This is a genomic window from Pantoea sp. 9140 (genome assembly GCF_000745295.1).
Taxonomy (GTDB): Bacteria; Pseudomonadota; Gammaproteobacteria; order Enterobacterales; family Enterobacteriaceae; genus Pantoea; species Pantoea vagans.
Genome location: NZ_JQNO01000001.1, coordinates 3,150,269 through 3,163,147 on the forward strand (window position 1 = coordinate 3,150,269; position 12,879 = coordinate 3,163,147).

Genomic DNA, 12,879 nt, shown 5'->3' on the forward strand with positions numbered 1-12,879 from the left:
CAATGCATGATTAAAGCGTGCTAACCCGCCCTGCCGGCAATGGCTGCCGTATGCAGCAGAGCGCCAGCGCCATAATGAAAATAGTGGCTGTCTGATTATACGGCAGTACTGAATCGGTCAGTCCGCAGATAAACAGTGCCAGCATTGGCAGCGCCACGCCGCGCAGATCGCACTTCTTAAGCCAGCCGCCAGGCACAGCCAGATAGAGCAGCGCCAGCGACAGCGCGCCCAGCCAGCCCTGCAGCGTCGTCACTTCCAGAAACTCGTTGTGCATGTTGTACTTAACGTTGGTGTAGCCTTCACCATTAAGCGGATAGTGCGCCATGATGAACTCCCGCGCCTCCGTGGTGCGTACATCCGGCGTGGCAAAACCGCCATGATGCTCAATAAAGTTGACCGCCCCGCCCCAGATAGCCACGCGTGCGCCCAGCGAGGTCGAGCTGTTTGACCCGTAATTCTCAATGTCCTGCATCCCTTCTACCCAGCGGTTACTGGTCATCAGGATCAGCACCGCCAGCACGCCCACCAGTAATGCGCTGATTCGCCAGTTGGTCAGCAGCGACAGCCGGTAGGTCTGCAACAGGAACAGCAGCCCCACGGCAATCAGTGCAATCAGCGTTACGCGGGTGCCGCACAGGTAGAGCAAGGCAAAGGTCACAGCCAGCACAGTGATATCGGCAATCTTCCAGTATGCGTGCGTCTCGTAACGGCTCAGCCACAGCCAGGTGCAGTAGATAAACAGAATCATGTAGGAGGACATCGAGGCCGCTTCGGTGGTGAGCTTGATGCGGATATTCTCGGTATAGAGATGCTCATGAATACCAAAGCCCAGCGTAATCAGCAGACCGACCAGAATTAACACTTTTCCAATGCGCAGCGTGGTTGCAGAGACCCGGTTGCCATAAATCGCCAGACTGAGCAGCACAAAGGCTCCCAGCAACAGCCGCTTCGCCCCCAGCAGATAGTTGGCGATATTGGTGATGGCATCGTTTGAGGGTGCGGTTTCAAGCCCCTTTGTGTGTATCGCCCAGAACAGACGGATCAGAGCAAAGAGAATCAGCACAGCAAACAGGACGACATAAAAACCGTTCTCTTTAAACGCCACTCGCCTGCGCACCAGGCCATACAACACAGATGCGACGGAGAGATAAGAGACCAGATAAAATATTTTTTGCGGCAGGCCGGAAATAAACATATTCAGTGACAGCGCCAGACAGAGCGCAATAACTGAAGCATTAACCATTAACGTTAATCCATTACGACTGCTTTTATTCGTCATGCTTAACCTCAGTCAGACGGTTAAACGCACTCATCAGGTGCTTCATATAATTTTCCTCATAAAAACCGGTGATGCTCGCTTTAATAACCTGATGATCGGGAAAGTGGAAATCCCGGCTCATGGCGTTGAGAATAGCGGCCAGCGCCATGCTGTCATTAGTGGGGTAGAGCTGACCATTGAGACCGTTCTGAATAATCTCTGACGGGCCACTGATGCAGTCGGATGAGACGCAGTAGACACCCCGAGACATCGCCTCCAGCAGGATTAGCGGAAAGCCTTCAAAGTTCGAGGTCATGATCAGACAGGTGACCTGTCTGATATGGCGGATGACATACTCCCAGGCGTTCTCCTGCCAGCCATGCCAGGTAATACGATCCTGAATGCCGAGTTGCGTCACGTAGTGCTGACACTGCGTCAGATCTTCTCCGTCACCCACAATCTCCAGCGTCCATGGCGCATCCAGATGCTTCAACGCATCAAACAGATCTTTAAGCTGTTTCTGCCGCTGAAAATGGACGCGACCGATATAGAGAAACTTCAGCCCCTGCGGCCTGCCGATAACCACGTCATTACGCCGGATCGGGTTATAGATGACGTCAACGTCAGTAGCGGGTGCGCCCAGCTCCACCAGCTGCTCTTTGATCTGCTTACTGATGGCAAAATGGTGATCGGCCCGCAGCAGATAGTGGGGACGGTAGCGCTCCCGCGGTGGCAGGTGCATCCAGCTCGACAACACGATTTTGCGTCCTGAGAGCGTAATGGCCCGGCGCGTCATCAGACAGGGAATGGTGTTGAGGGTCAGAACATGGTCGGGCTGATAGCGACGAAAGAAGGCGGCCATTCTCAGCGTGTGAATAAGATTTTTTATTTTCTTATTACGCAGCGTGCAGACGCTCTCTGATAAAACGGCGTTGGCGGTCCAGGCACGGGAGAGGCTCTCCTCTCCGCTGTTGATAATAAACAGCCCTGCTTCCGTTTCGGATTCCTTATTCAGGGCGGTAATCAGCTGGCAGGTCACATTCTCCATACCGCCGCGGCCAGCCATGAGATCGGTAACCAGCACAATACGCTGTTTCCTGATGTTATTATTTTTCATTGCGTTGTCCGTACACTGTGCCTTCCGCTTCTGATCCATTCACTCTGCAGTGAACATTATCAACAGGATATTCTAAAAAAGACCGTAACAATATTTAATCCAGAATTTTAACTAATCGCAGGGCTACGCCGGGCCACACGAACACTGTGGATCGTATGGTTCGAAACTGGCGGATGAGTATAGTCGCTGCGCTGTCGTTTTCGCGGGTAACGTTGAGTTCCTGGGCGACGGCGATTATTCTGAGCGCCATGAAAACACCTCGTCTCCCCATTGCCCTGCAGCAGGCCGTGATGCGCTCACTGCGCCAGTCGCTTGAGCGTGCAAATCAGGCCCTGAAAACCCATTATCCGGAACCGAAGCTGCTCTACCAGCAACGCGGTACGGCAGCGGGCACCGCCTGGCTGACATCCTGGGAGATCCGCATCAATCCGGTGCTGCTGCTGGAAAACCAGCAGGCATTTATCGATGAAGTGGTGCCGCACGAGCTGGCGCATCTGCTGGTGTGGAAACAGTTTGGCCGCGTCGCACCGCACGGCAAAGAGTGGAAGTGGATGATGGAGCAGGTGCTGGGGGTGCCGGCACGCCGCACCCATCAGTTTGAGATCGCCTCCGTGCGCAGTAACACCTTTGCTTACCGCTGCCAGTGCCAGCAGCATCAGCTGACGGTTCGCCGCCACAATCGTATTCTGCGCAAAGAAAGTGAATATCGCTGCGTGCACTGCGGCAGCCTGCTGGTCGCAGGCGAGTTTGTCGCTTCCTGAGAACAATCCCCATTCCGCCCTATTCCACATTCTGTTAACCTGCCGCCCTTTTTCGTACCAGGAAGAAATCCGGAATATGTCTCGCATACTAAGTCTGGCGGTTGCGCTGCTGTTTGCACCTGCCGCTGACGCTCTTAATCTGAATAACTATCATCAAAATAACTTCCAGCAGGCCAAAACCTTTGCGGCGGCGATTAACGCCGATGCACCGGGTTCGTTCTACTGTGGCTGTAAGATTCAGTGGCAGGGCAAAAAGGGCATTCCCGATCTCAACAGCTGTGGCTATCAGGTGCGCAAGAACGCCAATCGCGCCGGGCGCATTGAGTGGGAACATGTGATGCCGGCCTGGGAGTTTGGTCATCAGCGCCAGTGCTGGCAGGACGGTGGCCGCAAAAACTGCAGCAAGGATCCCGAGTATCGCCGCATCGAAACTGATTTGCATAACCTTCAGCCCGCAGTGGGTGAAGTGAATGGCGACCGTGGTAACTTCGCCTACAGTCAATGGAACGGCAGCGAGAAGCAGTACGGTCAGTGTGAGATGAAGATCGATTTCAAACTTAAACAGGCGGAGCCACCCGCGCGGGCGCGCGGTGCCATTGCCCGCACCTATTTCTATATGCGCGACCAGTACCATCTGCGCATTTCGCGCCAGCAGACGCAGCTGTTTACCGCCTGGGACAAGCTCTATCCTGTCACAAAATGGGAGTGCGAACGCGACCAGCGCATTGCAAAGATTCAGGGCAATCACAATCCATATGTGCAGCAGGCTTGCCAGCGCTAAAATCCCTGCCCTACACTAGCTTTTTTTCCCCATGACGCCGCCGCAGCGCGGCGTCCGGTTTCAGGAACCTTATGCGCATACCTCGCATCTATCACGCCGGGCCATTAGAGATCGGCAGTGAAATTACCCTGGATGAAGATGCATCCAATCATGTGGGCCGGGTACTCCGGATGACGGCAGGCCAGCGTCTGGAACTCTTTGATGGCACTAATCTGACTTTTGCAGCAGAGATCACGCATGTTGATAAAAAGCGTGTAAAAGTATCGGTCACAGAGAGCCAGCCGGACGATCGCGAGTCACCTTTGCATCTGCATTTAGGTCAGGTGATGTCGCGCGGTGAAAAAATGGAATTCACTATCCAGAAATCGATCGAACTGGGCGTGAATGTCATTACACCCTTGTTTTCCGAGCGCTGTGGCGTAAAGCTTGATGCTGAACGTCTGGCGAAGAAGATCCAGCAGTGGCAGAAAATTGCTATTGCCGCCTGCGAGCAGTGTGGCCGTAATCGCGTGCCGGAGATTCGTGAAGCGATGACGCTGGAAGCCTGGTGTGAAGAGGCTGACAGCGGTCTGAAGCTCAACCTGCATCCGCGCGCCAGTCACAGCATCAATACGCTGCCACAGCCTGTTGAGCGGGTACGACTGCTGATTGGCCCTGAAGGCGGTTTGTCTGCGGACGAGATTGCGATGACGGCACAGCACGATTTTACTGACATTCTGCTTGGCCCACGGGTATTGCGTACCGAAACCACCGCGCTGACGGCCATTACGGCACTTCAGGTGAGGTTTGGCGACCTGGGTTAAGCGATACTTTCAGCGGAAAGAGCGCAGGCATGATGTCCTGACCGATCGGCCCACTGCAGACCGAACCAGACGAGGCGGTAAATACCGCCTCACCGAGGAGATAATAATGATTAAACTTGGCATCGTGATGGACCCTATTTCGTCCATCAATATTAAAAAAGACTCCAGCTTCGCTATGCTGCTGGAAGCACAGCGCCGTGGTTACGAAATTCACTACATGGAGATGCACGATCTCTCTATGCGCGGTGGCGTGGCCTCTGCCCGCACCCGCCTGCTGACCGTCGAGCAGAACCCTGACAACTGGTATCAGTTCGGCAGCGAGCAGGTGATCCCGCTGGCTGACCTGAACGTGGTGCTGATGCGCAAAGATCCGCCATTCGACACCGAGTTCATCTATGCGACCTACATTCTGGAGCGCGCAGAAGAGCTGGGCACGCTGATCGTGAACAAACCGCAGAGCCTGCGTGACTGTAACGAAAAGCTCTATACCGCCTGGTTTGCCGAGTTCACGCCTGACACCCTGGTGACCCGCAGCAAAGCGCAGCTGCGTGCCTTCTGGCAGGAGCATGGCGACATCATCATGAAGCCGCTGGATGGCATGGGTGGCGCGTCGATTTTCCGCGTGAAGAAAGACGATCCTAACTTTGGTGTGATTACCGAAACCCTGACCGAGCATGAGAGCCGTTTCTGCATGGCGCAGAACTACATTGCGGCGATCAAAGAAGGTGACAAACGCGTGCTGGTTGTGGATGGCGAACCGGTGCCTTACTGCCTGGCACGTATCCCGCAGGGCGGTGAAACGCGTGGCAACCTCGCCGCCGGTGGTCGTGGTGAAGCGCGTCCGCTGAGCGAAAGCGACTGGGAAATTGCGCGCCGTGTTGGCCCGACACTGAAAGCAAAAGGACTGATTTTTGTCGGTCTCGACATCATCGGTGATAAACTGACTGAAGTTAACGTGACCAGCCCAACCTGCATTCGTGAAATTGAGGCTGCGTTCCCGATCTCCATCACCGGCATGTTGATGGATGCCATTGAGAAGCGCCTGGGCTGAGCAAGAAGCCGGGGCGTGGCTCCGTGATCAACCCAATACCGGTGCGGCCGTCGCGTGCCGGTTATTTTTTTGGTACATCGTGTGAGAATGAATTTACAACATCACTTTTTGATTGCCATGCCTTCATTGCAGGATCCTTTCTTCAAGCGTTCCGTGGTCTATCTCTGCGAACATAACGAAGAGGGCGCAATGGGACTGATCATCAATAAACCCATGGAAAACCTGACGGTTGAAGGCATTCTGAAGAAGCTGAAAATCTCTGCCGACGATCGCGACCCGGCCATCAGGCTGGATAAACCGGTGTTTACCGGCGGCCCGCTGGCAGAGGATCGTGGCTTTATCCTGCACTCAGCACAACGCACCTTTACCTCCAGCATCCGTGTCTCAGATAACACCATTATCACCACATCCCGTGACGTGCTGGAGTCGATCGGCACCGCGTCTCAGCCCACCAATGTGCTGGTCGCGCTGGGCTATTGCGCCTGGGAAAAAGATCAGCTGGAAAATGAGCTGATGGAAAATGCCTGGCTGACCACGCCAGCTAACAGCAATATCCTGTTCCAGACGCCGATTTCAGAGCGCTGGCGCGAAGCGGCGCGCAGTATTGGCGTCGATATTCACAACATGGCCAGCGACGCGGGACACGCCTGATGTCAACTCAGACTCTGTTAGGTTTCGACTTCGGCACCAAAAGTATTGGTGTCGCTGTAGGTCAGGAACTCACGGGCAGCGCCCGTCCGCTGACCGCGATTAAAGCGCAGGATGGCATCCCGGACTGGCAGGTGATTGAAAAGCTGCTGAAAGAGTGGCAGCCCGATTTCGTGGTCGTCGGCCTGCCGCTGAATATGGATGGCACCGAGCAGCCGCTGACCGATCGCGCGCGTAAATTTGCCAACCGCCTGCACGGTCGCTTTGGCATCCGGGTAGAGCTGCAGGATGAACGACTCAGCACGGTAGAAGCACGTGCTGGCCTGTTTGAGCGCGGCGGCTATCGCGCGCTCAACAAAGGGTCGGTCGATTCACAGTCCGCGGCCATCATTTTGCAGGACTGGTTCGAAAACCATTACTGATCTGCTTACTCAATCAGACCGGCGGCCTGACGCGCCAGCCGGCTCTGCTCAAACGTCTGCATACCGGCCTGCGCGCCGGTCTGCAGCAGCGCAGGGATTTGGTGCATCTTACCTTCCCGAATCAGATTAGTGATGCCGGGCGTGGCGATCAACACTTCAAACAGTCCGATGCGCGATCCGGCAATTGAAGGCACCAGCCGCTGCGCAATCACTGCTTTCAGGCTGCCCGCCAGCTGCGTACGCACCAGCTGTTTCTCCTCCGCCGGAAAGACATCCACCAGCCGGTCCACCGCCTGCGCTGCGCCGCGGGTGTGCAGCGTCGCCAGTACCAGATGACCAGTCTCCGCCGCCGTCAGCGCCTGACGGATGGTGTCGCTGTCGCGCAGTTCGCCCAGCAGGATGACGTCGGGATCTTCACGCAGCGCCGCCTTTATCCCCAGCGAGAACGAATCGCAGTGCAGGCCAATTTCGCGCTGCTGAATCAGCGACTGCTGGCTGTGATGGATAAATTCAATCGGGTCTTCCAGCGTAATGATGTGGCGCGCCTGCTGGCGGTTCAGCGCATCGACCAGCGCCGCCAGCGTGGTCGATTTACCGCTGCCGGTCGCACCGGTCACCAGAATCAGGCCATCCTGCTGCTCGAGCAGCGTCGGCACAACGGCGGGCAGTTGCAGGCTCTCCAGCGTCGGGCACGCGGTGGCAATGATACGCAGCGCCAGTGACAGGCCGTTGCGCTGCATAAACAGATTTGCACGCAGACGCTGGCCGCAGGTCAGGCTCAGGGCGAAATCGAGCTGCCCTGCATGCTCCAGCTGCTGACGCTGCGGGTCACTGAGCCAGCGGGTCATAAACTCTGCCATCCAGGCGGCAGAAAGTCTGGCCTGCTGCGGAATCACCTCCAGCCTTCCCTGCCGCCGCCAGTAGGGCAAATGTCCGCTGCAAAGGTGCAGATCGGCGGCATTATGCTTTACACTAAGCCCCACCATTTCATCCAGATTCATAATTTCTCCTGACTATGACTTCAATCCAGCAGAACCTACAGCAAGTGCGACAGCGAATCGCCGCCGCTGCCGCGCGTTGCGGCCGCGCTCCGGAAGAAATAACCCTGCTTGCAGTCAGCAAAACCAAACCTGCGAGCGCGGTCAAAGAAGCCTTTGCCGCTGGCCAGATTGCCTTCGGTGAAAATTACGTCCAGGAAGGGGTTGAAAAGGTTCAGGCACTGGCCGCACATCCTGAACTGGCGTGGCACTTCATCGGCCCGTTGCAGTCCAACAAAAGCCGTCTGGTGGCAGAGCATTTCGCCTGGTGTCACACCATTGACCGCCAGCGCATTGCGCAGCGGCTCAACGATCAGCGGCCCGCCTCGCTGCCACCACTGAATGTGTTAATTCAGGTAAATATCAGTGACGAGAACAGCAAATCTGGCATCATGCTGGAGGCCATTTCCGGGCTGGCGGAGCAGATCGCTGCCCTGCCGCAACTGCGGCTGCGGGGATTGATGGCGATTCCGGCAGCGGAGAGTGATTACCAGCGGCAGCTGGCGGTGTGTCAGCAGATGGCGGAAGCCTTCCGGCAGTTGCAACAGCACTATCCGCAGGCAGATACGCTTTCGCTGGGAATGAGCGATGACATGGAGGCGGCAATCGCCGCAGGCAGTACGATGGTGCGTATCGGCACCGCCATTTTTGGCGCACGAGATTATGCGCACAACTCACAACAATAACAGAGGAACTTCATGTTAACACTGACGTTTTTAGTAAAAACGCTGATCGATCTCTACGTCATGGTGCTGTTGTTACGCATCTGGATGCAGTGGTCCCGCTGCGATTTTTACAATCCAGTGGCGCAGTTTGTCGTAAAAGTGACACAGCCGATTGTTAAGCCACTGCGCCGCATACTGCCGGCTCTGGGGCCGATTGATACCGCCTCGCTGCTGCTGGCCTTTGTGCTGACCACGCTGAAATACCCGATTTTACTGCTGATTCAGGTAGGCGTGTTCTCGGTCGATCCGACGAATCTCCTGGTCGGTCTGCTATCGCTGGTGAAATCCGCCGGCTATCTGGTCTTCTGGGTCATCATCGTTCGCTCTCTGATGAGCTGGATCAGCCAGGGCCGTGGCCCGGTCGATTATCTGCTGGTGCAGTTGACCGAGCCGATGATGGCACCTATTCGCCGTATTCTGCCTGCGATGGGCGGCATCGATTTCTCAGCGATGATCGTCATCCTGGTGCTGTATGCCCTGAACTTTCTCGGCATGGACCTGTTCCCGGGTCTCTGGTATCTGCTGTAAATGAATCAAACTGGAACTGTTATGCAAAAAGTTGTGCTCGCAACCGGCAATCCCGGCAAAGTGCGTGAACTGGCGGAGTTACTCTCCGCCTTTGGTCTGGATATCGTCGCGCAGACTGACCTTGGGGTTGAATCGGCAGAAGAGACTGGCCTGACCTTTATTGAGAACGCGATTCTCAAGGCGCGTCACGCGGCACAGATCACCGGATTACCGGCCATCGCCGATGACTCCGGTCTGGCCGTGGATGCGCTGGGCGGCGCGCCTGGCATCTACTCGGCGCGCTACGCCGGTGAAGAGGCCAGCGATCAGCAGAACCTGGAGAAACTGCTGCAGGCGCTGGAAAACGTGCCTGACGGTCAGCGCCAGGCGCAGTTCCACTGCGTGCTGGTCTATCTGCGTCATGCGGAAGACCCGACGCCGCTGGTGTTCCACGGCAGCTGGCAGGGCGAGATTGCCCGCTCCGCCTCTGGCGCCGGTGGCTTTGGTTATGACCCGATTTTCTTTGTCACGGCGCTGGGTAAAACCGCGGCCGGGCTGAGCAAAGCGGAAAAAGGTGCAGTTTCTCACCGGGGTAAAGCATTGACGCTGTTGCTGGAAGCGATGCGTAATGCCTAATCTGCCGCCGTTAAGTCTCTACATCCACATTCCGTGGTGCGTACAGAAGTGTCCCTACTGTGATTTTAACTCCCACGCGCTGAAAGATGAGGTGCCGCACGTTGAATACGTGCAGCACCTGCTGCGCGATCTGGAGATCGACCTGCCGCTGATCAATGGCCGGGAAGTGCGCACGATTTTCATTGGCGGCGGTACGCCCAGCCTGCTGAGCAGCAGTGCGATGCAGATGCTGATGGATGGCGTGCGGGCGCGTCTGACGCTCGCCCCTGATGCGGAAGTGACCATGGAAGCCAATCCTGGCACCGTGGAAGCTGACCGGTTCAGCGCTTATCAACGTGCCGGTATCAACCGTATTTCGATTGGTGTACAGAGTTTCAGTCCGCAAAAGTTGCAGCGTCTGGGCCGTATTCATGGTCCGGAAGAGGCCGTCCGCGCCGCCGAACTGGCAGAGTCGCTGTCGCTGCGCAGCTTTAACCTCGACCTGATGCATGGCCTGCCCGATCAGTCGCTGGAAGAGGCGCTCGACGATTTACGTCAGGCGATTGCGCTGAATCCGCCGCATCTCTCCTGGTATCAGCTCACCATCGAACCCAACACCCTGTTTGGCTCACGCCCGCCGGTGCTGCCGGATGATGATGCATTGTGGGACATTTTCGAGCAGGGCGATCGGCTGCTGCAGGCGGCCGGTTATCAGCAGTATGAGACCTCCGCCTACGCGAAGCCGGGATATCGCTGTGAACACAACCTCAACTACTGGCGCTTTGGCGACTATCTGGGGATTGGCTGTGGCGCACACGGCAAGCTGACCCAGCCGGATGGCCGCATTGTCCGCACGGTGAAAACCCGTCATCCGCGTGGCTTCATGCAGGGTAACTACCGCGAAAAGCAGTATGAGGTTGTCGATAGCGACAAGCCGTTTGAATATTTCATGAACCGCTTTCGCCTGCTGGAGGCCGCGCCGCGCGACGAGTTCAGCCGCTACACCGGTTTGTCAGAGCAGGTGATCCGTCCACAGATGGATGCCGCGATTGCCGCCGGTTACGTGACGGAAACCGCTGAGCAGTGGCAGATTACGGAGAAAGGGAAGCTGTTCCTGAATTCGCTGCTGGAGCTGTTCTTAGCGGAAGAGTGAGTGCGGAAGAGTAAAAAAGCGCCTCAGCCCGTCAGGCTGAGGCGTTAACTTATTTTTTCAGTGCGCCGGTAAGCTGTTTACGCTGATCTTCCAGCGAAATCACGCGATTACACACTTCGTGTCCGAAGTTCTGGAAATCCTGCTCCTGCTTGCTCCACTCAGCCTGAATCGACTGTTGCAGACCGCCCAGATTGCCCATAATCGCCTGCAGCGGATTACTGCCGCCACTGCCCTGCTTACTGCCCATCTCATTCAGACTGTCCTGCATCACGCCGCCCAGCGTTGACTGCACCAGCCTTTCGCCTTCGGCGCGCACCTGATCGATCGCCTGATGGTGGAACGTCAGACCGTCTTCACGGTGTTCAATGATGCGGTTCATCTGCTGTTTCAGCTGGCCATTCAGCGTGGTCAGGCGATTACGCACGTTGCTGTCGGTGCCCAGTTTTTCAACGATGACCCGATCCAGTGCCGCACGTCCTTTCTCCAGACGGGAGGTCGCTCCGCTGTCGATCCACGGCAGATCGCGCCGCAGCGCGTTCTGATAGTCGATCGCTTTCTGACGTTCAGCGATATCCAGCGAAACTTTCTGGCCATTGAACTGCACGTCGCCCTGCGGCGAGATTTCCATATTGCCGTTAGCACCGACCACCTGCACGCTCTGCGGTTTAATCACCACATCGTCCTGCGGCTTAACGCTGCATTCGTAGGCTGCCTGAGCCTGAGTTGCTGCCACCAGCAGCACAGCAAGAAGCGCTTTACGCATCATATCTACTCCCTAAGATCGGGTCTGAAACCCTCCGATCGGGCCGCAGCCCGACACTGTGTGACGACTTAGTCCCACCAGACGTCAAAGAGTTCCGTCATCTGCACATCCTGCAGCTTGCGGTCTTCCAGCCATTTGCGGACCAGCGCACGATGCTCATCGGTGCATTTGCCGGTTTTCTGCAGGCAAACCAGACCTTCCCACACCAGGTAGCCGCTGCCATCAAAGGCCAGGCCGTTAGGATCGATCGCTTCATTGATGAACTGGTTCAGCGTCTCATCAATTTCGCTTTCGCTGGTGCCTTCCGGGAAACGCCAGGCAACGGAGAAGCCCAGTTCCTGAAACTCGTCGATGTGCAGTTTTTTACGTAAACGGCGGCTGCGTTGTGTGGCCATTATTTCACCCTCTCAAACATTAAATCCCATACGCCATGGCCTAAACGCTGCCCGCGCTGCTCAAACTTGGTCAGTGGACGCGTCTCAGGACGCGGCACGTAATTCTGTTGCTCTGACTGATTGCGGTAGCCATCGATGCTGTTCATCACTTCCAGCATATGCTCCGCGTAGGCTTCCCAATCGGTCGCCATGTGGAAAACGCCGCCCAGCTTCAGTTTACGCATCACCAGTTCGGCGAACGGCACCTGGACGATACGGCGTTTATTGTGACGTGCTTTATGCCACGGGTCGGGGAAGAAGAGCTGAACCATGCGCAGCGAGTTATCCGGAATCATTTTCTCCAGCACTTCCACCGCGTCATGGCACATGACCCGCAGGTTCTGTACATCGGCTTCTTTGGCGGCGGCCAGACAGGCACCCACGCCCGGCGCATGCACTTCAATACCCAGGAAGTTCTGATGCGGCGTGTTCTGCGCCATGGTCACCAGCGATGCGCCCATGCCAAAGCCAATCTCCAGCGTGATCGGAGCTTCGCGGCCAAACAGCGCGGGCAGATCGACAGGCTCAGGCTGATATTCCACCCCCATGACCGGCCACAGGGTATCCAGCGCCTGCTGCTGGCCTTTGGTTAAGCGACCCTGGCGGCGCACAAAGCTGCGGATCCGGCGCAATGGCCGCCCGTTCTCATCAAATTCTGGGGTGATGACGTCATTAATCATGTAAAAGCCTGCTGGTTAGCCTGTTCCGGGAAACGGGCATTATGCAAAGTTCATAAGCAGAAGCAAGCCTTTGCAATCTTCCGGTTTACACCCAGGTGCGCATGTGCTGGAATTCCTGCCTGAG

Annotated in this window: 16 protein-coding genes; 10 read left to right on the forward strand and 6 right to left on the reverse strand. The window is 56.4% G+C overall.

The features are described from left to right. Positions 1-10: 10 nt before the first annotated feature. Together FA92_RS14540 and FA92_RS14545 are read right to left on the reverse strand one after the other, a co-directional pair. Positions 11-1,243: an O-antigen ligase family protein gene (locus FA92_RS14540; RefSeq protein WP_081917166.1), complete on the reverse strand. Its 1,233-nt coding sequence runs from the start codon at positions 1,241-1,243 to the stop codon at positions 11-13. 25 nt (positions 1,244-1,268) lie between these two features. Continuing rightward, positions 1,269-2,414: a glycosyltransferase gene (locus FA92_RS14545; protein WP_033784014.1), complete on the reverse strand. Its 1,146-nt coding sequence runs from the start codon at positions 2,412-2,414 to the stop codon at positions 1,269-1,271. A gap of 209 nt (positions 2,415-2,623) precedes the next feature. Between FA92_RS14545 and FA92_RS14550 the strand changes: the two genes are divergently transcribed. From FA92_RS14550 to ruvX, 6 genes are all read left to right on the forward strand, one after another. Beyond that, the gene (locus FA92_RS14550) at positions 2,624-3,136 is read left to right on the forward strand and encodes a SprT family zinc-dependent metalloprotease (protein ID WP_051926533.1); all 513 of its coding nucleotides are present in this window, start codon (positions 2,624-2,626) and stop codon (positions 3,134-3,136) included. A gap of 76 nt (positions 3,137-3,212) precedes the next feature. Further along, positions 3,213-3,917, forward strand: a complete 705-nt coding sequence (endA, locus tag FA92_RS14555; RefSeq protein ID WP_033784015.1) for a deoxyribonuclease I — start codon at positions 3,213-3,215, stop codon at positions 3,915-3,917. 71 nt (positions 3,918-3,988) lie between these two features. Then, positions 3,989-4,720, forward strand: coding sequence for a 16S rRNA (uracil(1498)-N(3))-methyltransferase (gene rsmE / locus FA92_RS14560; protein WP_033784016.1), 732 nt, complete (start codon positions 3,989-3,991; stop codon positions 4,718-4,720). A 106-nt stretch (positions 4,721-4,826) separates the two neighbouring features. Next, positions 4,827-5,771, forward strand: coding sequence for a glutathione synthase (gene gshB / locus FA92_RS14565; RefSeq protein ID WP_013358974.1), 945 nt, complete (start codon positions 4,827-4,829; stop codon positions 5,769-5,771). Positions 5,772-5,858: 87 nt separating this feature from the next. Beyond that, entirely contained in the window at positions 5,859-6,422 is a 564-nt protein-coding gene (locus tag FA92_RS14570) for a YqgE/AlgH family protein (RefSeq protein ID WP_013358975.1), read from the forward strand. Beyond that, the gene (ruvX, locus tag FA92_RS14575; protein ID WP_013358976.1) at positions 6,422-6,841 is read left to right on the forward strand and encodes a Holliday junction resolvase RuvX; all 420 of its coding nucleotides are present in this window, start codon (positions 6,422-6,424) and stop codon (positions 6,839-6,841) included. Before FA92_RS14570 ends, ruvX begins: the two co-directional genes overlap by 1 nt. A gap of 5 nt (positions 6,842-6,846) precedes the next feature. On the opposite strand, the gene FA92_RS14580 is transcribed toward ruvX, so the two are convergent. Continuing rightward, a complete protein-coding gene (locus tag FA92_RS14580; RefSeq protein WP_013358977.1) occupies positions 6,847-7,842 on the reverse strand; it encodes a type IV pilus twitching motility protein PilT in 996 nt (331 codons plus the stop codon). Positions 7,843-7,856: 14 nt separating this feature from the next. Between FA92_RS14580 and FA92_RS14585 the strand changes: the two genes are divergently transcribed. The 4 genes from FA92_RS14585 to hemW are packed head-to-tail and all read left to right on the forward strand — an operon-like array spanning position 7,857 to position 10,878. After that, positions 7,857-8,564, forward strand: coding sequence for a YggS family pyridoxal phosphate-dependent enzyme (locus FA92_RS14585; protein ID WP_033784017.1), 708 nt, complete (start codon positions 7,857-7,859; stop codon positions 8,562-8,564). 12 nt (positions 8,565-8,576) lie between these two features. Continuing rightward, the gene (locus FA92_RS14590) at positions 8,577-9,131 is read left to right on the forward strand and encodes a YggT family protein (RefSeq protein ID WP_013358979.1); all 555 of its coding nucleotides are present in this window, start codon (positions 8,577-8,579) and stop codon (positions 9,129-9,131) included. A 21-nt stretch (positions 9,132-9,152) separates the two neighbouring features. Next, entirely contained in the window at positions 9,153-9,746 is a 594-nt protein-coding gene (locus FA92_RS14595; RefSeq protein WP_033784018.1) for an XTP/dITP diphosphatase, read from the forward strand. Beyond that, positions 9,739-10,878: a radical SAM family heme chaperone HemW gene (gene hemW, locus FA92_RS14600; protein ID WP_013358981.1), complete on the forward strand. Its 1,140-nt coding sequence runs from the start codon at positions 9,739-9,741 to the stop codon at positions 10,876-10,878. Before FA92_RS14595 ends, hemW begins: the two co-directional genes overlap by 8 nt. A gap of 49 nt (positions 10,879-10,927) precedes the next feature. Here hemW and FA92_RS14605 read toward each other — a convergent pair whose 3' ends face one another. The 3 genes from FA92_RS14605 to trmB all read right to left on the reverse strand — a co-directional run bounded on the left by FA92_RS14605 (position 10,928) and on the right by trmB (position 12,755). Next, positions 10,928-11,644 (reverse strand): DUF2884 domain-containing protein, encoded by a 717-nt coding sequence (locus FA92_RS14605; RefSeq protein WP_013358982.1) that lies wholly within the window; start codon positions 11,642-11,644, stop codon positions 10,928-10,930. 65 nt (positions 11,645-11,709) lie between these two features. Then, positions 11,710-12,036, reverse strand: coding sequence for a YggL family protein (locus FA92_RS14610; protein WP_003853403.1), 327 nt, complete (start codon positions 12,034-12,036; stop codon positions 11,710-11,712). Further along, the gene (trmB, locus tag FA92_RS14615; protein ID WP_013358983.1) at positions 12,036-12,755 is read right to left on the reverse strand and encodes a tRNA (guanosine(46)-N7)-methyltransferase TrmB; all 720 of its coding nucleotides are present in this window, start codon (positions 12,753-12,755) and stop codon (positions 12,036-12,038) included. Before trmB ends, FA92_RS14610 begins: the two co-directional genes overlap by 1 nt. Between the last annotated feature and the right edge of the window lie 124 nt (positions 12,756-12,879).

Bases quoted from the DNA above. Each gene is read 5' to 3' on its own strand.
- FA92_RS14585 (WP_033784017.1), top strand. From the start codon at position 7,857: ATGACTTCAATCCAGCAGAACCTACAGCAAGTGCGACAGCGAATCGCC.
- trmB (WP_013358983.1), bottom strand. From the start codon at position 12,755: ATGATTAATGACGTCATCACCCCAGAATTTGATGAGAACGGGCGGCCA.
- endA (WP_033784015.1), top strand. From the start codon at position 3,213: ATGTCTCGCATACTAAGTCTGGCGGTTGCGCTGCTGTTTGCACCTGCC.
- FA92_RS14540 (WP_081917166.1), bottom strand. From the start codon at position 1,243: ATGGTTAATGCTTCAGTTATTGCGCTCTGTCTGGCGCTGTCACTGAAT.
- FA92_RS14610 (WP_003853403.1), bottom strand. From the start codon at position 12,036: ATGGCCACACAACGCAGCCGCCGTTTACGTAAAAAACTGCACATCGAC.
- hemW (WP_013358981.1), top strand. From the start codon at position 9,739: ATGCCTAATCTGCCGCCGTTAAGTCTCTACATCCACATTCCGTGGTGC.
- rsmE (WP_033784016.1), top strand. From the start codon at position 3,989: ATGCGCATACCTCGCATCTATCACGCCGGGCCATTAGAGATCGGCAGT.
- FA92_RS14595 (WP_033784018.1), top strand. From the start codon at position 9,153: ATGCAAAAAGTTGTGCTCGCAACCGGCAATCCCGGCAAAGTGCGTGAA.
- ruvX (WP_013358976.1), top strand. From the start codon at position 6,422: ATGTCAACTCAGACTCTGTTAGGTTTCGACTTCGGCACCAAAAGTATT.
- FA92_RS14580 (WP_013358977.1), bottom strand. From the start codon at position 7,842: ATGAATCTGGATGAAATGGTGGGGCTTAGTGTAAAGCATAATGCCGCC.
- FA92_RS14545 (WP_033784014.1), bottom strand. From the start codon at position 2,414: ATGGATCAGAAGCGGAAGGCACAGTGTACGGACAACGCAATGAAAAAT.
- gshB (WP_013358974.1), top strand. From the start codon at position 4,827: ATGATTAAACTTGGCATCGTGATGGACCCTATTTCGTCCATCAATATT.
- FA92_RS14550 (WP_051926533.1), top strand. From the start codon at position 2,624: ATGAAAACACCTCGTCTCCCCATTGCCCTGCAGCAGGCCGTGATGCGC.
- FA92_RS14605 (WP_013358982.1), bottom strand. From the start codon at position 11,644: ATGATGCGTAAAGCGCTTCTTGCTGTGCTGCTGGTGGCAGCAACTCAG.
- FA92_RS14570 (WP_013358975.1), top strand. From the start codon at position 5,859: ATGAATTTACAACATCACTTTTTGATTGCCATGCCTTCATTGCAGGAT.
- FA92_RS14590 (WP_013358979.1), top strand. From the start codon at position 8,577: ATGTTAACACTGACGTTTTTAGTAAAAACGCTGATCGATCTCTACGTC.